Source organism: Rhodococcus sp. NPDC003322, from assembly GCF_053589555.1.
In genome coordinates, this window is the sequence record NZ_JBSFSC010000005.1 from 425,340 (window position 1) to 444,380 (window position 19,041).

Annotated in this window: 19 protein-coding genes; 7 read left to right on the top strand and 12 right to left on the bottom strand. The window is 69.5% G+C overall.

Annotated elements, in window-relative coordinates:
* Positions 1-456: 456 nt before the first annotated feature.
* Positions 457-876 (bottom strand): Hsp20/alpha crystallin family protein, encoded by a 420-nt coding sequence (locus ACWDUM_RS21295; RefSeq protein WP_450135488.1) that lies wholly within the window; start codon positions 874-876, stop codon positions 457-459.
* Between the two features lie 149 nt (positions 877-1,025).
* Here ACWDUM_RS21295 and ACWDUM_RS21300 point away from each other — a divergent pair, with 149 nt between their 5' ends.
* The 5 genes from ACWDUM_RS21300 to ACWDUM_RS21320 all read left to right on the top strand — a co-directional run bounded on the left by ACWDUM_RS21300 (position 1,026) and on the right by ACWDUM_RS21320 (position 2,988).
* Positions 1,026-1,484 (top strand): MerR family transcriptional regulator, encoded by a 459-nt coding sequence (locus tag ACWDUM_RS21300; RefSeq protein WP_450135489.1) that lies wholly within the window; start codon positions 1,026-1,028, stop codon positions 1,482-1,484.
* 5 nt (positions 1,485-1,489) lie between these two features.
* Complete coding sequence (locus ACWDUM_RS21305; protein ID WP_450135490.1) at positions 1,490-1,693, top strand: hypothetical protein; 204 nt, start codon at positions 1,490-1,492, stop codon at positions 1,691-1,693.
* A gap of 55 nt (positions 1,694-1,748) precedes the next feature.
* Positions 1,749-1,871 carry a hypothetical protein gene (locus tag ACWDUM_RS21310; protein ID WP_450113603.1) on the top strand — a complete coding sequence of 41 codons (123 nt, stop codon included), beginning with the start codon at positions 1,749-1,751 and terminating at the stop codon, positions 1,869-1,871.
* Positions 1,872-2,127: 256 nt separating this feature from the next.
* A complete protein-coding gene (locus tag ACWDUM_RS21315; protein ID WP_450135491.1) occupies positions 2,128-2,592 on the top strand; it encodes an Hsp20/alpha crystallin family protein in 465 nt (154 codons plus the stop codon).
* 42 nt (positions 2,593-2,634) lie between these two features.
* Entirely contained in the window at positions 2,635-2,988 is a 354-nt protein-coding gene (locus ACWDUM_RS21320) for a J domain-containing protein (protein ID WP_450135686.1), read from the top strand.
* A 94-nt stretch (positions 2,989-3,082) separates the two neighbouring features.
* On the opposite strand, the gene ACWDUM_RS21325 is transcribed toward ACWDUM_RS21320, so the two are convergent.
* Together ACWDUM_RS21325 and ACWDUM_RS21330 are read right to left on the bottom strand one after the other, a co-directional pair.
* Positions 3,083-3,271 carry a hypothetical protein gene (locus tag ACWDUM_RS21325; protein ID WP_450135492.1) on the bottom strand — a complete coding sequence of 63 codons (189 nt, stop codon included), beginning with the start codon at positions 3,269-3,271 and terminating at the stop codon, positions 3,083-3,085.
* Between the two features lie 29 nt (positions 3,272-3,300).
* Complete coding sequence (locus tag ACWDUM_RS21330; RefSeq protein WP_450135493.1) at positions 3,301-3,579, bottom strand: hypothetical protein; 279 nt, start codon at positions 3,577-3,579, stop codon at positions 3,301-3,303.
* Between the two features lie 387 nt (positions 3,580-3,966).
* On the opposite strand from ACWDUM_RS21330, the gene ACWDUM_RS21335 reads away from it, so the two are divergent.
* Together ACWDUM_RS21335 and ACWDUM_RS21340 are read left to right on the top strand one after the other, a co-directional pair.
* Positions 3,967-4,776 carry an HAD family hydrolase gene (locus ACWDUM_RS21335; RefSeq protein WP_450135494.1) on the top strand — a complete coding sequence of 270 codons (810 nt, stop codon included), beginning with the start codon at positions 3,967-3,969 and terminating at the stop codon, positions 4,774-4,776.
* Positions 4,773-7,541 (top strand): cation-translocating P-type ATPase, encoded by a 2,769-nt coding sequence (locus ACWDUM_RS21340; RefSeq protein ID WP_450135495.1) that lies wholly within the window; start codon positions 4,773-4,775, stop codon positions 7,539-7,541. The genes ACWDUM_RS21335 and ACWDUM_RS21340 overlap by 4 nt, the downstream gene beginning before the upstream one ends.
* Here ACWDUM_RS21340 and ACWDUM_RS21345 read toward each other — a convergent pair.
* The 9 genes from ACWDUM_RS21345 to ACWDUM_RS21385 all read right to left on the bottom strand — a co-directional run bounded on the left by ACWDUM_RS21345 (position 7,528) and on the right by ACWDUM_RS21385 (position 19,011).
* Positions 7,528-8,019: a hydrogenase maturation protease gene (locus ACWDUM_RS21345; protein ID WP_450135496.1), complete on the bottom strand. Its 492-nt coding sequence runs from the start codon at positions 8,017-8,019 to the stop codon at positions 7,528-7,530. The genes ACWDUM_RS21340 and ACWDUM_RS21345 overlap by 14 nt on opposite strands.
* On the bottom strand, positions 8,016-9,308 hold the full coding sequence (locus ACWDUM_RS21350; protein WP_450135497.1) for a Ni/Fe hydrogenase subunit alpha: 1,293 nt from the start codon (positions 9,306-9,308) through the stop codon (positions 8,016-8,018). Before ACWDUM_RS21350 ends, ACWDUM_RS21345 begins: the two co-directional genes overlap by 4 nt.
* Positions 9,301-10,092 carry an NADH-quinone oxidoreductase subunit B family protein gene (locus ACWDUM_RS21355; protein WP_450135498.1) on the bottom strand — a complete coding sequence of 264 codons (792 nt, stop codon included), beginning with the start codon at positions 10,090-10,092 and terminating at the stop codon, positions 9,301-9,303. Before ACWDUM_RS21355 ends, ACWDUM_RS21350 begins: the two co-directional genes overlap by 8 nt.
* A complete protein-coding gene (locus tag ACWDUM_RS21360; protein WP_450135687.1) occupies positions 10,092-10,901 on the bottom strand; it encodes an FAD/NAD(P)-binding protein in 810 nt (269 codons plus the stop codon). Before ACWDUM_RS21360 ends, ACWDUM_RS21355 begins: the two co-directional genes overlap by 1 nt.
* 25 nt (positions 10,902-10,926) lie before the next feature.
* Positions 10,927-11,415 (bottom strand): cyclic nucleotide-binding domain-containing protein, encoded by a 489-nt coding sequence (locus ACWDUM_RS21365; RefSeq protein WP_450135499.1) that lies wholly within the window; start codon positions 11,413-11,415, stop codon positions 10,927-10,929.
* Complete coding sequence (locus tag ACWDUM_RS21370; RefSeq protein ID WP_450135500.1) at positions 11,412-12,584, bottom strand: 4Fe-4S dicluster domain-containing protein; 1,173 nt, start codon at positions 12,582-12,584, stop codon at positions 11,412-11,414. Before ACWDUM_RS21370 ends, ACWDUM_RS21365 begins: the two co-directional genes overlap by 4 nt.
* 276 nt (positions 12,585-12,860) lie before the next feature.
* Entirely contained in the window at positions 12,861-16,517 is a 3,657-nt protein-coding gene (otsB, locus tag ACWDUM_RS21375; protein WP_450135688.1) for a trehalose-phosphatase, read from the bottom strand.
* A gap of 96 nt (positions 16,518-16,613) precedes the next feature.
* Complete coding sequence (locus tag ACWDUM_RS21380) at positions 16,614-18,332, bottom strand: sensor histidine kinase (RefSeq protein WP_450135501.1); 1,719 nt, start codon at positions 18,330-18,332, stop codon at positions 16,614-16,616.
* A 34-nt stretch (positions 18,333-18,366) separates the two neighbouring features.
* Positions 18,367-19,011, bottom strand: coding sequence for a response regulator transcription factor (locus ACWDUM_RS21385; protein WP_450113615.1), 645 nt, complete (start codon positions 19,009-19,011; stop codon positions 18,367-18,369).
* Positions 19,012-19,041 lie beyond the last annotated feature (30 nt).

A 19,041-nucleotide genomic window follows, 5' to 3' on the forward strand; every position in this document is an offset into this window, starting at 1 on the left:
AGTGTTCGGCTCGTTGTGCCGGCTACGAAGAAAATCGATGCGAGCGGCCCCGCAGGGGACTCACCGTATTGAATCAGGTGCTGTATCACCTCCTAGATCAATGGCACGGGGGAGCTACGGCACGCGGTGCCGGCGGTCGGGGGGAGCGCGTTGGGGACCGCCCCTGCCGGCTTGACGTAGACGCTCCGACGTGGCCTGTCCCACCCCCGTCTGTCCTGTGTCACTCGGGACCGGCCGAGGTGAAGGTGGCCGCCGCGCCGTGAGCGTGCACGGCGGCCCTTCCGGCGGAGTGCGCGAAAAGGGCATCTCGCCAAAGATGTCGTCAATTACGCTGGCCAGCCATGCCTCGTCGGCGACAAGGCATGACGCCTGGCCCGCCTCGGGGGGAGCGTCGAACACGCGGTCCGTGGTGATCATCTGTCTCATCTCCTGAAGCGCGCTCGCAGTGCGCCGGACTCAGGCCGTGATCGCTTCCTGACCAGCGGTGGTGTTGATTTCGATCTTTCGCGGCTTGGCCTTCTCTGCCACCGGAATCGTCAACCTGAGAACCCCGTCGGCGTACTTGGCTTCAATCCGATCGGCGGCGAGGTTCTCGCCGAGGAACAACTGGCGGCTGAACACCCCCCGAGGACGTTCGGAAGCCACCATTTCGACGTCCGCGTCACGCACGGGCCGCTCTGCATGCACAGTCAGTACATTCCGCTCGACGTCCAGGTTCAGCGAATCGGCCGACACCCCCGGGAGGTCGAACTCGACAACGAACTGGTCACCTTCGCGCCAGGCGTCCATCGGCATCGCCGCCGGCCGGGCGACCGTTCCCAGCACCTGCTGGGTCCAGCGGTCGAGCTCACGGAACGGATCAGTGCGCATCAACATCGTGGCCACCTCCAACAAACCCTTCCAGTCTCGGTTCTTCCGATGATCCTTCCAACAATCACCACGTTATCTGCATTCCGTGGTATAGATTAGATATAGCACTTGAGTAAGAGTGCGGCAAGGGTCGAGAGCTGAAAACGGAGATGTCGATGACGAAGGAATCGTCCGCGCGGGAAGGGCGCGGGGTTTACGGCATCTCGGTCGCCGCGGAGCTGTCCGGTGTGGGGCCGCAAGCCTTGCGGCTGTACGAACGCAAGGGGTTGCTCACCCCTGCTCGCACCGACGGGGGCACGCGACGGTACAGCGACGAGGACATCAACCGGCTGCACCGGATCGCCGAGCTCATCGAGAGCGGGGTGAACCTCGCCGGCATCGCCCAGATCCTGCATTTGGAGAGCCGCAACGCCGAACTGCAGACGGGTAGTAGCTGGCTCAGGTCCACCAACGCCCGCTTGAAATCCGACAATTCTCAGCTCACGTCCGACAACGCACAGCTCACGTCCGACAACGCACAGCTCACGTCCGACAACGCGCGGCTGACTTCTGACAACGCGCAGCTCACGTCCGACAACGCTCAGCTACGGCAGGAACAACGCAACAGGAGGTAGCGCTCATGACCACTGACACGAACTCGGCCCTGACGGTCGTCAGCGAAGCGGACCTGATCGAACAGGGCCTCGATGTCGTCGATCAACATGAACCGAACCTGGAGGAGGTGGCGCCGCAGGTGGCTGCTACCTGGGACGCCTCCGAAGCCGACCGGATCGACCAGGTCCTCCCCGTGCCGCTGGACGACGCCGAGGGGTATGGAAGCTGAACGTGGACGCCACGGCTGTTCCGTTCATGGCTTGGAGATCATTTCGGGAGGGAAGATGACCGAACCGTCAGCGCAGCGACCCGCTGCAACGTCCTCGAGCTTGAGTACCGAGGAAATCAAGCGCCGGATCGAGCAGATGTTCGCCGGCCGCCCTCCGGGCGGGCAGCAGAGCGGCTGAACGCCGCCGCGCCGCACCACCCCCGGTTGGTGGGCCTCAGCGCTGGGCACGCGGGTGTCGTTCGACCCCGACACCGTCCCAGTTGCGCTCGCCGGGAGAGCAGCGAGGTTCATAGATCTTTTCCAATCAGTACAGATTACCTATACTAGACGATACGCGTTGGGGGCTCGGCGGGCGCCAGACCCGGTTACTCGACGGATTGAACGCGCCGCAAGGACATCACCGAGCCGCCACACGAGGACCAGGAGGCGAAACCGTGTTGGGATTCGATCCGTTCCGCGACATCGATCAACTCACCGAACGGATGCTGGGAACGAGGGCAGGATCGGAGAGGGTTCCGCGGTTCATCCCGATGGACCTGTACCGCTCAGGGGACCACTACGTGCTGCACGCCGACCTGCCGGGCGTGGATCCGGGCTCGATCGAAGTCAGCGTGGAGAACGGTGTTCTGACTCTGACGGCAATGCGTAGCGAACGCACCGAACACGATGTGGAATGGATGACTTCGGAGAGGTTCGCCGGGCGCTTCGTACGCCGACTTCACCTCGGCGAGGGAATCGACGCGGACAACATCAGCGCCACCTACCAAAACGGCGTGTTGACGGTCACGCTTCCGGCGCAGGAGCAAGCGAAGAGGCGTCGCATCACCGTCGCATCCCGCGGCCAACAGAAGGCGGTCGACGCGAACGCGCCGGACGATCCTGAACAGTCCACAGAGTAGCGACGACGCCAGGACCCGGCCGGTCGACAGGAGGCGTGGGTGATGGAGTACCGCCCCGAGCGAGAGGACTGGTATCAGGTCTTGGGGGTGGATCCCTCCGCCAGCCAGGATCAGATCGGCCATGCGTTTCGCCGACTCATCCGCGCCCACCACCCCGATACACGGTTCCGGTCGGACCCTGTCGAGGATGAATGCCTTGGCCGGATCATCGCCGCCTACCGGGTCCTCCGAGATCCACGACGCCGGACAGAATACGACCGCGACCATCCCGATCCCGCGCCAGTTACACCTGCACGGAGCACCGGAACGCCTGTCGACATCCCCGTAACCCAGAAAGCGGCCGACGCCCGGCGACGGTCCCCGCTGTGGGCTGGACCTGTACGTTTCGGGAGGTGACCGCGGGACCGGACGTCGATATCAGCGCCCGTGATGTGGAGGGCAACGGGCGGCAGGCGTGCGAGGCGGTAGCGAGATCGGGGCGTGAACTCCATTAGGTGGCCATGCGGCCGACTGGGGCAGCCAGTGCCACGGTTCCCGCTTGGACGCGGAACGGATCCAGCTCACTCCGCTGACTCTCGGCGCGCTCGATCAGCTCGTCGAAGTAGATGTTGGGAAGCCGCCGGTCCAGGCCCGCAATGTCGCGCAGGGTGGTCCACAACTGTTTCTTGGCTTCGCCCATCGTGAGGAATTCCAACTCACTGAACCGGCTCAGTGGCGAATAGCCATGTGCTCGTCCGTTGAGTTTGAGTCGTCCCAGTCGTTCTGCGCCCATTGCCAGGCCGGTCTTGAGGGGTTTTCCCGGATGCCCAAGCGGTGCATCATCGTGCGACAGGTCTCGACATCTTCGGCAATGCCTGCCGAAACCCGCGCGAGCGCAGCACCGAGGTCGGTATCGCGGTTCTCGCGTTCAGACCTTCGAGCCATCTCCCGCCAAAGAACACCGAGGGCGAGCTGATCGTTGAGGTAGATGCGAAGTTGCTTCTCCATGCCGCCTCGACTACCCCCGAGTACACAGGAAGAATCCTCTCCCAAGTGCGGATCGCTGCTGGCCCGCCCGCATCCGGCAACGATTGGTCCCCCAGGGACTGGAGATCCCCTCCAGGGAGAAGGACCCATGCCACAGTTCTCGCGTCACGGGGACCGTTCCGCTCCCGGACGACGGCGGGTTCCATAGCCGGACCCAGAGCCCGTCATCTGCCAAGATGGGTACGCGGCGACGCAGATCAGAATCAGAAGGCCCCACGACTCCACGGCAATGGGCTACCCACGGAATCGACCTGTCACACAGCACCAACTTCACCGCATCCCGCCGCCCTTGGACGGCGACGCAAACAGGCAACGCGGCCGAAGCTGTACAAGACGGGAGGACTGAACGTGAAACCGACCGACGCGGGTGGCGCCTCAGCTGACCCCTGTGTGCGGGTGCGCGGCCGGGAGTTCCGCGCGGTGATCTTCGACCTCGACGGGGTGATCACCGACACCGCGACCCTGCACCGCCGAGCATGGGCGGCGGTGTTCGACGACTTCCTCACCCGATGCCACCCTGCACAGCCGGCCTTCAGCGCGCAGGACTACCTGTCCTACGTCGACGGGAAGAATCGGGCCGACGGGGTGCGGTCCTTCCTCGCCTCGCGCTCGATCATCCTCCCGGAGGAGCCCGCCACACGCGGTGGGCGCGAGGTCGAGACCGTGTCCGGGCTGGCGGAGCGCAAGGACCGGATGTTCCACGACCTGCTCGACGCGGAGGGACCGCACCCGATCGCACCGACCGTGGACCTCATCGACCGGCTGGGCCGCGCGGGGGTGCAGGTCGCGGTCGTCAGCGCCAGCCGGAACGCCGCCGCCGTGCTGGACCGCGCGGGACTGACCGACGCGATCGACAGCCGGGTCGACGGGAACGACGCCCACCGGCTCGCGCTCCCGGGGAAACCGGACCCGGCGCTGTTCCTCGAAGCGGCGCGGCGACTGCGGCTGCACCCGGGCGACGCGGTCGTGGTCGAGGACGCCGAATCCGGTGTCACGGCCGCCCGCCGCGGCGGATTCGGCCTCGTCGTCGGTCTCGCTCCCGCGGCACATGCGGCAGCGCTTCGGCGCAGCGGCGCGGACGTCGTCGTCCCCGCCGTCGACGCGCTGTCCTGGACGTTCGAGACCACGAGTGCCGGCGATCGGACCGGCCACGCGTGAGCCGGTCGGCGCACCACTCCTACCTCCATTCGTCGACCACCACGGTGGCGGGGCCACCACCGTCCGCCGATCCCCAGGAGGCACTGGACCGCCTCCTGCGTGACCTGCGGTCGCGTCGCGAAGGGCTGTCCGGGCGCGAGGCCGAGCGGCGGCTGACCGTGACCGGGACCAACGAACTGGTGCGACAGGCCGGCGAGCCGTGGTGGCGGGAACTGCTCCGCCAACTCGTCCATCCGCTCGCGCTGCTGCTGTGGTTGGCCACCGTCCTCGCCGCGCTGTCCGGCTCGGGACCGCTGGCCGTCGCGATCGTCGTCGTGATCCTCCTGAACGCGGGCTTCGCCTTCGCCCAGGAACGCCATGCGGAACAGGCGGTCGAGGCGCTGTCGGCCTACCTGCCCCCGCATGCCCGGGTCCTCCGCGACGGTGCGGAACGGCAGATCGACGCGCGTGAGCTCGTCCCCGGAGACGTGATGGTCGTCGGCGAGGGGGACCGGGTGTCCGCCGACGCCAGGTTGCTCACGGGCTCGCTCGAGGTCGACACGTCCACACTGACCGGGGAATCCGCACCGGTCGCGGTGGCCGTCGACATCGCGGACAGTCACGTCCCGCTCATCCGGGCCAGGGACATCGTCTTCAGTGGAACCACCTGTACCGCGGGCGAAGCCACCGCGGTCGTGTTCGCCACCGGGATGCGCACCGAACTCGGCCGTATCGCCGCGCTCTCCCAGCGCGTGCGACACGAGGAGAGCCCACTGGAGCGGCAGGTGAAGCGGGTCGCCCGGCTCATCGCCGTCGTCGCGGTCGGGATGGGGATCGCGTTCATTCCTCTCGGCACCCTGGCGGCCGGACTGTCGTTCGGCGACGCCGTCACCTTCGCGATCGGGCTCCTGGTCGCGAACGTCCCCGAGGGCCTGCTGCCGACCATCACGCTCGCCCTTGCGGTCGGTGTGCGTGCCCTGGCCCGGCAGGGAGCGCTGGTCAAACGGATCTCGGCGGTGGAGACCCTCGGATCGACGAGCGTGATCTGCACCGACAAGACCGGCACCCTCACCCTCAATCGCATGCGGGTGGACCGGATCCGGACCACCGACGGTGTCCTCGACTTCGACCGGACGATCGACGCCGTCGCCCCGGGCTCGGCCCCGGACCGCCTCGCTCGGGCCGCCGTGTCCTGCAGCAACGCCGAACCGGCCGGGCCGGGCGGCGACGAGGTCGGTGACCAGACCGAGTTGGCGTTGTTGCACGCCGCCGAGCAGCTCGGCGTCGATCCCCGCAGCGATCACCGCGATCGGATCGCGCACTTCCACTTCGACCCGAACCTCCGGCGCATGTCCACCATCGACGCGACCGACGACGGGGCGCGGGTGCACACCAAGGGTGCGCCGGAGGAGGTGCTCGCGCGCTGCACCCGGATCGCCGTCGGCCGGGACGCCGACCGTGCACTCACGGACGCCGACCGCGCCGACATCGACGCGTCGGTGACGCCCTGGGCCCGGCAGGGCCGGCGGCTGCTCGCGCTGGCGGACCGGCGCCTCGACGCCGCCACCGCGGCCGGGCTCGGCCGTGACGAGGCGGAACGCGATCTGGTTCTCCTCGGGGTCGCGGCCATGGTCGACCCCCCGCGGCCGGAGGTCGCCGACGCCGTCACGCGCTGCCACACGGCCGGGATCCGCCTCGTCGTGGTGACGGGAGATCACGCGTTGACCGCGCGGGGCATCGCGGAGGGCGTGGGCATCGGTCGGGGCGGTCTCCGGGTGATCGGCGGACACGAGATGGACCGGATGTCCGATCACGAACTCGACGCGATGCTCGCCACGGAGGGTGAGCTGGTCTTCGCGCGCAGTTCACCGGAATCGAAACTGCGCATCACCGATGCGCTGCAGGCGCAGGGACACATCGTCGCGATGACCGGCGACGGCGTCAACGACGCACCCGCGCTCCGCAGCGCCGACATCGGTGTCGCCATGGGTCGTTCGGGTACCGACGTCGCGCGGGAAGCGGCCACCATGGTGCTCACCGACGACAACTTCGCGACCATCGTCAGCGCCGTCGAGGCCGGCAGGCAGGTCTACGACAACGTGCGCAAGTTCATCGTCTACATCTTCGCGCACGCGACGCCGGAGGTCGTGCCCTTCCTGATCTACGCCCTCACCGGGGGCGCGGTTCCGCTGCCGCTGACGATCATGCAGATCCTCGCCATCGACCTGGGCACCGAGACCCTGCCCGCGCTCGCGTTGGGGCGCGAACCCGCGGAACCCGGGCTGATGGAGCGCGCACCGAGACCGCGGTCCCAGCCGGTGATCGACGGTCCGATGCTGTTGCGCGCGTGGGGCGTCCTCGGAGGCGTGTCGGCGGTTCTGGTGATGGCCCTGTTCGTCGCGACGCTCGTCGCGGGCGGGTGGACCGTCGGGGCCGACGTCGGGTCGGGGCCGCTGCATCACACCTGGCAGCAGGCCACCACGATGACCTTCCTCGGGATCGTCGCCTGCCAGATCGGCACCGCCACCGCCGCACGCACCCGACGGGCCTCGCTCGCCCGGATCGGGTTCGCCACGAATCCGCTGTTGTTGTGGGGCATCGCTTTCGAACTGTGTTTCGCCGCGCTGGTCGTCACGGTCCCGTTCCTGCAACGCCTCTTCGGAACAGTCGCCCCGCAGCCCTGGCAGGTGGCGGCGCTGCTGCCGCTGCCGTTCATCGTGTGGGGCGTCGACGAGGCCTTGCGCTGGCTGGCGCGCCGGAGGGCGGCACCGGTCACCGATCGGTGACACCGGCGACCGGACCCGGGTGGTCCCGGCGGGGCTCGGCGTCCGCGGACAGCGCCGCGGCGACCGCGCGCGCGACCGCGGGGACGGCGGCGGCGACGGCGGGCGACAGGCCCCGGCCCGGCGCGACGTCGGCGACCTCCACGGCGACGATCACCAGCCGGGCCGGCGTGCGGCCGAGGGCCCCGCCCAGGGCGATCGCCGCGCCCAGGTCGAACCCGTGGGACCCGGAGGGGGCGACGGGCAGATCGGCGGCGGCGAGCACGTGCACCCGTCCCGGTCGCGGGTGCGGCATCCGCAGCGCGTCGAGCACGACGGCCACCCGGGCACCGCTCCACGCCTCGATCAGCTCGATCGGGTCACCGGGCGAGATCACGGTCCGGGCGGGAACGCCGTCCCGGTGCAGGCTCCGGGCCACGGCCGGTCCCACGCCGTCGTCGCGGCGGAACTCGTCGCCCAGCGCGATCAGCACCGCGCTCATCGACGATCCACCGTGAGGTCGAGAAAGTGCGTGGCGCAGGAGATGCACGGGTCGTGGTTGCGGATCGTCCGCTCGCACAGGGCGGTCAGCTCCGCGTCGTCGAGGTCGAGGTGCCGTTCAACGACACCCGCGAGCTCGTGCTCGATCGCCGACTGGTTCTGCGAGGTCGGCGGGACGATGACCGCATCGCGGATGACGCCCTCCCCGTCGAGGTCGTACCGGTGGTAGAGGAGTCCGCGGGGGGCCTCGCTGACCCCGTGACCGGTCGCCGCCCGGGGGCGGACGTCGCGCGCCGGCCGCGCAGGCCGCTCGTAGGACGCGATCAACCGCAGCGCCTCGTCGACCGCGTAGACCACCTCGACGGCCCGGACGACGATGCTGCGGAACGGGTTCCGGCACACGTCGCCGAGTCCCGCCGCCGCGGCGGCCTGCCGCGCGGTCACCGACAGCCTCGCGCTGCCCAGCGAGTACCGGGCGAGCGGCCCGGCCAGGACCCGTTCGCCGTCCAGCCGGGCGTGCAGCGCGGTGGAATGCGGAACCTGATGTTCGACGACGTGGGCCGGGAAGTCCGCGGCCGGGAACCGGGCACCGGACGAGGTGTGCACGGTCCCGGACTCGATGGCGTACCGGTCGGGCTCCGTCAGCGCGATCATCTCGTAGGGGAGTTCGCGATCGGGGAAGTCGAAGCCGGCGGCCCAGGCGACCGTGTCGAGGGCGTCGTCGAGGGCGCGGCGCAGCTGCTCGGCGAGCGGTGCGAGCTCGTCGCGGGTGGGTGTGCGGTAGAAGCCGCCGACGCGGACGTTGACCGGGTGGATCGGGCGACCGCCGAGCTGTTCGAGGATCGCGTTGCCCGCCTTCTTGAGCCGCAGTCCGGTCTCGACCCGGGCACGGTCGGTGCGGGCGAGCGCGATCGAGTCCGCGACACCGGCGAAGTCCGGGGCGTGCAGGAAGTAGATGTGCAGCACATGGCTGGCGATCCACTCTCCGCAGTAGAGCAGCCGGCGCAGCCGGACCACGGCGTCGTCGGGAGGCGCCGCGCACGCGTCCTCGATGGCGTTGCACGCACTGACCTGGTAGGCGACCGGGCAGATCCCGCAGATCCGGGAGGTGAGATCCGGCGGCTCGCGAAAGTCCCGGCCGCGCAGGAACGATTCGAAGAACCGGGGCGGTTCGTAGATGTTCAGCTCGGCCCGTTCGACCCGGCCGCCCTGGACCGTGACCCGGAGCCTGCCCTCGCCCTCGACGCGGGCGAGGGCGCGCACGATCAGTCGCCTGTCCTCGTCACCCATCGCCGGCCCCCGGCCGGTCGACCTCGCCGTGGGTGTAGGCGGCGAACTCGGGTGCGGCGACGTTGAAGGTGGCCAGCACCCGGTCGATGGCCGCGTCGTCCATGCCGCAGATGCGCAGCCAGGCCGCCATCGAGGCGAGGTTCGGCCCCTTCATCGGGCCGAAACACCCGTAGCAGCCGCGGTCCTGAGCGGGGCACAGCGCACCGCAGCCGGCGTGGGTGACCGGACCGAGACACGGCGTCCCGTCCGCGACCATCACACAGGTCAGGCCGCGGCGCTTGCATTCGTTGCAGACGCTGGTCGCGGGGGTGTCCGGACGCCGGCCGGCCAGGAACGCGGTCAGCACCTCGAGGAGCTGGCGCCGGTCGATGGGGCAGCCGCGGAGCTCGTGGTCGACGTGCACGTGGGCGGCGATCGGCGTTGACGTCGCGAGGGTGTCGATGTACTCGGGTGAGGCGTAGACGTGGGACGCGAACTCCTCGACGTCGGCGAAGTTGCGCAACGCCTGGATCCCGCCCGCCGTCGCGCAGGCCCCGATCGTCACCAGCATCCGGGACCGGTCCCGGATACGGTGGATCCGGTCCACATCCGTGGCGGTGGTGATCGATCCCTCGACGAGCGAGAGGTCGTAGGGCCCGTCGACAGTCGCGCTGGAGAACTCCATGAAGTGGGCGATGGTCACCTCCTCGGACAGTCCGAGCAGTTCGTCCTCGCAGTCGAGCAGCGAGAGCTGGCATCCGTCGCAGGACGCGAACTTCCACACCGCCAGGGTCGGTTTCGTCATCACAGCTCCCGCACGTGGAGAAGTGGCCCGGCAACGGTGTAGTCGACGACCGGGCCGTCGCGGCAGAGCAGGAGCTCGCCGAGCTGGCAGTGCCCGCACAGGGCCGTGCCGCACTGCATGTTCCGTTCCAGCGAGACGCGGATGTCCGCCGCGGCCACCCCTTTGCCGATCAGCACCCGCGCCGCGAACCGCATCATCGGTTCCGGGCCGCACAGCAGGGCCGTCGTCCGGCCCGGGTCCAGACGCAGCCGCCCGAGCGGTTCGGTGACGAACCCGACCGGGCCGTCCCAGTCGCTGCTCGGCCGGTCGACGGTGGTCTCCACGTCGATGGCCCCGGCGGCGGACCACGCGCCCAGTTCGCGCCGGAACAGGAACTCGTCGGACCCACGGGCACCGACGACCAGAACGACCCGGCGGAAGGCGTCACGCGCCGCGAGGATCGCCAGGACCGCGAACCGCACGGCCGCCAGCCCGACACCACCGGCCACGACGACCACGTCGCGGCCGCGGCACGAACCGAGCTCCCATCCGGTGCCGAACGGGCCCCGCACGCCGAGGGTGGAACCCACGGGGGCGTCGTGCAGAGCGCGACTGACCGCACCGACCGCGCGGACGGTGTGCTGAAGTTCCCCGCCGCCCGGCGCGCCGCTGATCGAGACCGCGACCTCGCCGATGCCGGGGGCGGCGAGCATCATGAACTGCCCGGGCGTGGAATCGGGCAGCGGCGCACCGACCGGGACGAGGGAGAGGGTGACCGAATCGTGGGTCTCGGTCACCCGGTCGCGCACCAGATACCGGGTGGGCACCATCGGATCCGTCGCGGTCCTCACGTCGTCACCGCGTGCCCCGGTCGGTGCGAGGCGGTGACGCCTGCGGTTCGCCGTACAGGTCCAGCAGCCGGGCCCGGGTGGCCTGGAGCCGGTCGACCAGCGCACCGGACAACGCGCACGCGACCGCGTACCCGAACACCGGGTCCACCGCGCTCGCCTCGCGCAGCAGCTCCGCATCGATCTCGTGTGCGCGCGCAGCGGACCGCGCGGTGGCGGCGAAATGCCACCGGTAGGGCGCGGTCATCCACGACCAGCCCAGCACGTCGCCGACCCCGAGCGTCTCGATGGGGACGTCGCCGCGCCCGGGAACATGGGTGTGCAGCAGGACCCGACCGCCTCGCACCAGCCAGAGCCGCTCCGCGAGGTCGCCCTCCCGGAAGACGTTCTCCCCGGCGGCGAACTCCACCAGCCGCGACAACCCCAACAGCGCTCGCAGATGCTCCGGATCCAGCCCGGCCAACATCGGAACCTGCTCGGGTGCAGTGGAATTCATCCCGATCCCCGGGTGGGATCCGCGCCGACGGCCGGGAACGCCTCGGCCAGGCGAGCGGCCTCCTCGGTGATGTCGATGCCGACGGGACACCAGTCGATGCACCGCCCGCAACCCACGCACCCCGACGAGCCGAACTGGTCGTACCAGGTGCCGAGCTTGTGGGAGATCCACTGGCGGTAGCGGCTCTGCCCCGATTCCCGGACGTCACCCCCGTGCAGGTGGGAGAACTCGGGTTCGAAGCACGAGGCCCACCGCTGCCAGCGTTCGGAACCCGTTCCGGTGAGGTCGGTGACGTCCTCGACGCTCGTGCAGAAGCACGTCGGGCACACCATCGTGCAGTTGCCGCAGGTCAGGCATCGGGACGCCACGTCGTCCCACACGTCGGCATCGCGGGCGGTGCGCAGCAGCTCGCGGAGATCGACGTCGGGCATCTGCCGGCCCATCCGGTCCGCGGCCGCGCACACCTCCTGCGCGGCGCGGTCGACCTCCTCGGGTGCGGCGGGCGCGTGCGGCACCCGCGCCAGCACCTCCGCGCCCCGACTCGTCCCGACGTCGACGAGATAGTGCGGAGCACCGTCGGCCAGGCGTTCGGTCAACCGCAGGTCGTAGTCGCCCGCGGCTCCGGGACCGGTGCCCATGGACGCACAGAAGCACACCCCGCCCGGCTCCGTGCAGTCCACCGCGACGACGAACAGCCGCGCGAACAGCGCCGCGGTCCGGCCGTCGCCGCCGCCGGCCAGGACGGTCCGCAACGTACGAATGGCCGCCAGGTCACAGCCTCGGACACCGAGGAACGCGTAGGACACCTCCTCGTCGGGTGGCGGACGGAACTCGTCGTCCCCGCTCGTCGACCACAGCTGCCTGCGCGGCGGATGCAGGTACTGCTTCCACGACTGCGGCCCCGACGAGTGCCCGAACACCGCCCCGTCGTCACGCCGGTGCACGCGGTACCGGCCGGGCGCCGTGGTGACGCCCCACCCGTCCGGGAGTTGGTCACCGTTCTCGAGCTCGCCCAGGACGATGGCGTTGTCGTCGAAGGTCGGGCCGATCACCCGATAGCCGTCGCCACGCAGCACCGTGACCAGGTCGTCGAGTCCGCGCCGGTCGAGCACCGCTCCGCCCGGTGCGGGGTCGGGCTGCTGCTGATCGGGATGCCGGGTGCCCTCCACAGGCCCCTCCTCGCGTCGCGAGCGGACCGTCTTGCGCCGCTCGATCTCCGCCGTTGGTTCGGCCGTACCGGTGAATCCCCAGTATCGGCGGTGCCATCCCGTCGGTCAATCGCCAGGGCATGTCTCCCAATCCCTCCCGGATGCACCCGGCGAAGCAATCGTCGTCCTGGAAGGCGGAGGAGAAGCCGATACCGGGGTTGTATCGGCGCCGACGACAACGCAGCAGGGCGGCGATTGGGCGCCGGGGGCGCCGAAACGGGGATTGGGAGAGATGCCCTAACTGAGCCTGACGGTGGCACCCGGCCGCAGTTCGACGATCTGGCCGCGGCACTCGATCTCGATCGGTCGCTGATTGCCGGCCGCGGCCCGCACCTCCACGCTGCGCCCGCTCACCGTCAACCACAGCTGGTGACCGCGGTAGAAGATCGGAAACTCCAGCGCCCCCATGGACTCCGGCCACTGCGGGCCGAGAACCAGCCTGTCGCCGCGTGTCTCCAGGCCGGTGAAACACCGCTGCAGCAGGTCCACGCTGCCGGCCATCGCCGCCAGGTGGATCCCTTCGGCCGTCGTACCACCCTGGATGTCGGTGATGTCGGAGGCGAGCACGCTTTCGAAGAACGCCATCGCCTTCTCGCGGTTGCCGCGGGCGAGCACCCAGGAGTGCACCACCGCGCTCAACGTCGAGCCGTGGGACGTCCGGTCGAGGTAGTAGTCGACCGTCCGCGGAATGTCCTCGGGATCGAGCCGATATCCCAGCCTCCCGAACAGGTCTCGCAGTTCGTCGGCGGAGAGGAGGTAGAACAGCATCAGCACGTCCGCCTGCTTCGACGCGCGGTAGCGGTTGACGTCGTCGTCCTCGGCCTCGAGGATCCGGTCGAGCCGCCGGATGTCCCCGTACCGCCGCCGGTAGCGGTCCCAGTCGAGTTCGCTCAGATCGCCGTACCCCTCGAACTGGCTGATCACCCGATCGTGGAAGGGCACGAACATGCGGCGACTGATCTCCTCCCACCGGGCCAGCTCCGGTGCATCCAGATGGAGACGGTTGACGAGTTCCGTTCGGTCCGGCTCGGTGACCGCATCCAATGCGTCGAAAGCGCGCAAGATCACCCACACCGCCATGACATTGGTGTAGGCGTTGTTGTCGATCCCGTCCTGGGGCGCATCCGGGTAGCCGGAATGGAACTCGTCCGGCCCCATCACACCCCGGATGACGAACCGGGACCGTGACCGGTCGTACGACGCCACACTGGCGAAGAAACGGGCGATCTCGATCAGCATCTCGGCGCCGAAGTACGCGAGGAACTCGACGTCGCCGCTGATCTGGTAGTACTGCCACACGTTGTACGCCACCGCGATGCCGATGTGGCGTTGCCGCCAACTGGTGTCCGGAAGCCACCGGCCCGACCGCGGGTTCAGATGCAGCTGCTGGCTCTCCTCGCGGCCGTCGCTGCCCGACTGCCACGGGAACATCGCGCCGCGGTGGCCCGCCGCCCGGGCAGCGCGGCGGGCCTCGGGCAGCCGGCGAAACCGGTACAGCAGCAGAGACCGCGTCAATGCCGGCCCCCGCAGCGTCAGCACCGGGAAGACGAACAACTCGTCCCAGAAGATGTGACCGCGATATGCCTCGCCGTGCAACCCGCGGGCCGGGATACCGACGTCCAGATCGGCCGTGATCCGGGAGACCGTCTGCAGCAGGTGCAGGAAGTGGAACCGCAGGATCCGCGACGCTTCCACCTGCCCCGCGATGTCGATACCGACCCGGTCCCACAGGTGCTCCCAGGCCAGGGCGTGCCCGGCCAGCAGGCTGTCGAATCCACGGAGCCCGGGCAGCAGGCGCGCCGCCTCGTCGGCGGGGTCGGAGACCGCGTGGTCGTGTCCGGTGAAGAGGGTCACCGTCTTCTCCACCGTGACGGATTGACCGGCCGCGAGGTGGACGACGATGTCGTGGCCGACGACACCGTCGGTGTCGAACCACCGGCGCCCGCCTTCGCACAGTTCACCGTCGCGTCGCACCGTCGTTCGGGCCGCCATCGCCACCGGGACGCGCGACTGGTTGGTTTGGACGGTCAGCAACACCGAGTCCGGCGCCAGCTCCACCGCCTGGACCCGTTCGAGGTGGGTGCCTGCGAGATCGCGATAGCGATCGACCAGGCTGTTCCGGACCGAACCGTCCAGAGCCGACCGCACTTCGACGGTCCCGGACCAGTCCTCGGCGACGATGACCGTCTGCAGCGCGCAGACGTGCGGACTGTGCATCGCCACGAACCGCCGCTGGAGCAGCGTCGTCGTCCGGCCCGCCGCGTCGCGGCAGCGGATCCGCCTCGTCAGCACAGCCCGTCTCAGGTTGAGGTCCTGCCGGTGCTCGAGCAGGTCGACCGTGTCGACGTCGAACCACGGCCCGCCGTCGACGCGGAACGTCGTCGGCAGCCAGTTCGGCGCGTTCACCAGGCTCTCGTTCGAGATGACCACACCCGCACGTTCGTCGCCCAGGCGGTTGTAGAGGCCCGCCACGTAGGTGCCCGGGTAGTGCCCGCGGCCGGCCACCGATTCGGGTGCACACCCACGGCTGGCGAAGTACCCGTTGCCGACCGTGCAGATCGCTTCGCGCAGTTTCTCGGCCGCCGGGTCGTAGCCGTCGAAGTGGAGAATCCAGGCCCCGTCCCTCGGCGCGGTCGGGGAGTCGAGTTCCGCGATCTCGGCCAGTCGCTCGAGCAGCTCGCGGACCTCGACCGGGCCGTCCACCGCGAAGCGCGCCGCCGACCACCGATTTCCGGATTCCGGGCTCCGCACCACGATGCCGGCGGCCCGGTTCGGCAACGCATCGAAGGCATCCTCGTCGGTGAGGTCGTCTCCGACGTAGATCGGAAGAATCGCCCCGGTGTCGACGTCCCGATCGACGACGCGCTCGAGGATCCAGCGCAACGCCCGGCCCTTGTCCCAGTCCAGATTCGGACGGAGTTCGATCACCTTGCGGCCACTGGAGATTCGGAGCGTGGCCTCACCGCCTGCCACTTCGGACACCACGGCCACGACCTCGCCGACGTGGTCGTCGCCCACGTTCCGGTAGTGCACCGCGACCGCGAACCGCTTGTGCTCGACGAACACCCCGGGGATGTGTCGCAGACGCTGCTCGAGCTGCCGGACCACCCGATCGAGCACGGGGATCGCCGCGAGCGCGTCCGAATTCTCGTACCGCTGACCCGCGGGCCCCACGAGTTCGAGACCGTGGCTTCCCCCGTACCAGATGCCGGGCACCCCGACCCGCGCCCGAATGTCGGCGAGATCGCGTCCGCTGATCACCGCCACCGGGCACTCGGCCACGAGCCGCGTCAGGGCGGCCGCCACGCCGTCGACCGGCACGGCCGCCGCCGGGTCCGGCACCACCTCGGACAACGTGCCGTCGAAATCGAGGAACACGGCGGGCCGGCACACGCGAAGCGGCGCGGTGAGCGCGCGGCGCTCGGTCAGGGCACCGGGAATCTCGCTCAGTCGCCGGTCACCGACCCGAAGTTCGATCTCGGCGGCGTCTCGCACGACCACGTCCGCGCCGCGGCGCAGCAGCTCGTCGCCGCGCTCCGCCCGGTCGACGGCGACGACGAGGGCGAATCCGGCACCGCGCGCCTCGGCCACGACATCCTCACCAGAGGCGACGAACACTGCTCCGGTCAGCGCGACGCCGAGTTCAACCGCGGCGTCCTGCGGCGTCGCATCACCGATCCTCACCGGAAACCACCTGCCGATTCCGGCTGCCTCGCACCGGCCGAGCGTCTCACCGCTCGCGACCACCGCACACAGGACGCCGGCGCCGTGCAACCGTTCCGCCAGTGCGACAACGGATTCGGCGCACCGCGTCGGGTCGGCCGGGTCCACCACCACGTCGGCGGCGAAAATGACGGCACGGTGATAGCGCAGATCGATGACCGGGCGGATCACCTTCTCAGTATCCACGTCGCGCACGCGTTTATCCCTGTTCCCGAACAGAGAACGAGATCCGGCCGGGGTGTGCAGGCCCGGTGGGGAAGTGGGCCGTCAGCGCACCGGGGCCCGCCAGCGGACGGTGGTGCCCTCCATCGCTGTGCTGTCGACCGTGACCGTTCCACCGGCAGCCTCGGCGCGCGAGTGGAGGTTGTCGAGACCGCGCCCGGGTTCGCCGCGCGCGATTCCCCTTCCGTTGTCGGAGATCTCGAGGAGCAGGCCGTCGTCGACGGTGACGGTGACGGTGACCGCGGTGGCCTTGGCGTGGCGGACCACGTTGCTCAGCGCCTCTCGTAGCACCGCCTCGGCATGGTCGGCCAGATCCGGTGCCAGGGCGGAGAGCGGACCCGACATGTGCACAGTGGTCCGGAGGCCGGAATCGGCGGTGACGTCGGCGATCACCTGGTGCAGTCGACTCCGGAGCCGAGTGACCCCGGCCTCGCCCTCGTGCAGGTCGAAGATCGCCGAACGGATGTCCTCGATGATCTCCTGGAGTTCGTCCACGGTGCCGAGCAGCCGCCTGTGTACGTCCGGAGACTTTGCGCGCTGCACGGTTCCCTGCAGCGACAAACCGGCGGCGAACAGGCGCTGGATGACATGGTCGTGGAGGTCACGGGCGATGCGATCGCGGTCGGCCAGCACGTCGAGCTCACGCATCTGGCGTTGCGCGTTCGCGAGCGTGAGCGCCACCGCGGCGTGATCGGCGAACGCCGACATCCGCGACAGCTCGTCCGCGTCGAACGGTTCGCCGTGTGTGCCGCGAAGACACACGAGCACGCCGGAGACCGCGTTCGCGGCGCGCAGCGGGAGCGCGAGTGCCGCACCGGGCAACGTGACCGCGTTCGGGCCGGGGTCGAGCGTCAACCGATCGGCGCACACGGGTCGCCGGGTGCGGAACGCCTCGCCCAATCCCGGTCCGGGCAGCGGAATCCGGCGGCCGACGACGTCGACCGGTGTCGTCCCGGCCGCCACGCTCACCACCAACTCGGTCACCGACTCCTGCTCGGCGTCGGGATCGTCCGGGACCGCGAGCAGGACGCAGGACGACCCGGTCAGTTCCAGCATCTTGTCCGCGACGACCTGGAGGACCACCGGTGGCTCGTTCCCGGCCAACAATGCCAAGGTGATCTCGCGGGTGGCTTCGAGCCAGGACTGCTTGGTCTGGGACAGTGCGTACAGCCGGGCATTCTCGATCGCGATACCCGCCGCGGCGGCCAGGGCTTCGAGGACGACCTCGTCGTCGGCGGTGAACTGCTTCCCGTCCGCCTTCTCCGTGAGATACAGGTTCCCGAACACGGTGTCGCGTGTCTGCACGGGAACACCGAGGAACGTGCGCATCGGCGGGTGGTGGGCGGGGAATCCCACCGCCGCCGGGTGGGTCGACAGATCCGCGATCCGAATCGGTTCGGGATCGGTCGTCAGGACGCCGAGAACGCCGCGGCCGCGGGGCAGGTCGCCGATCAGCTCGCGGGTTTGCTCGTCGATCCCCTCGTAGATGAACTCGACGAGTTCGTCCCCGGGGCCGAGCACACCGAGCGCGCCGTACCGCGCGTCCACCAGGCCGATCGCCGCGTGCACGATGGTGCGCAGGGTGTCGTCGAGATCGAGCCCGGAGGCCACCGCCAGGATCGCACCGAGCAGGCCGTCGACATTCTGTCTCGCGCGCGCGATCTCGAGCACCCGGCCCCGGACGTCCGACGGGGTCGAGCGAGCGTCCCTCGTGAGGTACCCCAGCACCAGGTCCGCGCTCCCGTCCCGGGCCTTCCCGGTCACGGCTCACCTCCTGTCACGGATCGTGGTGCGGCGGTCACGAGCGTGCCCGGGGTTCCACCTTCGCCGCCAGCACGGCGGCCTGCGTGCGCCGTTCGACGCCCAGTTTGGTGAGCAGACGCGAAACATAGTTCTTGACGGTCTTCTCGGCCAGGAACATGCGGGCCGCGATCTGCCGATTGGTCAGGCCCTCCCCGAGCAGCTCGAGCAGCGTCCGCTCCTGGTCCGAGAGGCCGGAGAAGGGACCGGTGTCCTCCGCCTCCGACGCCCGTAGCTTCGACATCAACGCGGCGGCGGCGTTGCTGTCGAGCATGGACTTGCCCGCGCCGACCTCGTGCACCGCCCTGACCAGTTCGAATCCCTTGATGTCCTTGACCACGTAGCCGCTCGCGCCGGCCAGGATCGAACTGAGGATCGCCTCCTCGTCGGTGAAGGAGGTCAGGATCAGGCAGTGCAGCATGGGCAGTCGGGCCATCAGTTCGCGGCACAGCTCAATGCCGCTGCCATCGGGTAGTCGCACGTCGAGCACCGCCACGTCCGGTCGCAGAGCCGGTATCCGGGCCAGTGCAGCGGCACAGGTCCCCGCCTCGCCGACGACCTCCAGTTCGGGATCCGAGGCCAGTAGTTCGACCAATCCCCGGCGCACGACCTCGTGATCGTCGACCAGGAAGACCTTGATCATGCGGAAACCTCCCGCTCCCGGGTATCACCG

Bases quoted from the DNA above. Each gene is read 5' to 3' on its own strand.
- ACWDUM_RS21295 (WP_450135488.1), bottom strand. From the start codon at position 876: ATGTTGATGCGCACTGATCCGTTCCGTGAGCTCGACCGCTGGACCCAG.
- ACWDUM_RS21300 (WP_450135489.1), top strand. From the start codon at position 1,026: ATGACGAAGGAATCGTCCGCGCGGGAAGGGCGCGGGGTTTACGGCATC.
- ACWDUM_RS21305 (WP_450135490.1), top strand. From the start codon at position 1,490: ATGACCACTGACACGAACTCGGCCCTGACGGTCGTCAGCGAAGCGGAC.
- ACWDUM_RS21310 (WP_450113603.1), top strand. From the start codon at position 1,749: ATGACCGAACCGTCAGCGCAGCGACCCGCTGCAACGTCCTCGAGCTTG.
- ACWDUM_RS21320 (WP_450135686.1), top strand. From the start codon at position 2,635: ATGGAGTACCGCCCCGAGCGAGAGGACTGGTATCAGGTCTTGGGGGTG.
- ACWDUM_RS21325 (WP_450135492.1), bottom strand. From the start codon at position 3,271: ATGGGCGAAGCCAAGAAACAGTTGTGGACCACCCTGCGCGACATTGCG.
- ACWDUM_RS21330 (WP_450135493.1), bottom strand. From the start codon at position 3,579: ATGGAGAAGCAACTTCGCATCTACCTCAACGATCAGCTCGCCCTCGGT.
- ACWDUM_RS21345 (WP_450135496.1), bottom strand. From the start codon at position 8,019: ATGAGCGCGGTGCTGATCGCGCTGGGCGACGAGTTCCGCCGCGACGAC.
- ACWDUM_RS21350 (WP_450135497.1), bottom strand. From the start codon at position 9,308: ATGGGTGACGAGGACAGGCGACTGATCGTGCGCGCCCTCGCCCGCGTC.
- ACWDUM_RS21355 (WP_450135498.1), bottom strand. From the start codon at position 10,092: ATGACGAAACCGACCCTGGCGGTGTGGAAGTTCGCGTCCTGCGACGGA.
- ACWDUM_RS21360 (WP_450135687.1), bottom strand. From the start codon at position 10,901: ATGGTGCCCACCCGGTATCTGGTGCGCGACCGGGTGACCGAGACCCAC.
- ACWDUM_RS21365 (WP_450135499.1), bottom strand. From the start codon at position 11,415: ATGAATTCCACTGCACCCGAGCAGGTTCCGATGTTGGCCGGGCTGGAT.
- ACWDUM_RS21385 (WP_450113615.1), bottom strand. From the start codon at position 19,011: ATGATCAAGGTCTTCCTGGTCGACGATCACGAGGTCGTGCGCCGGGGA.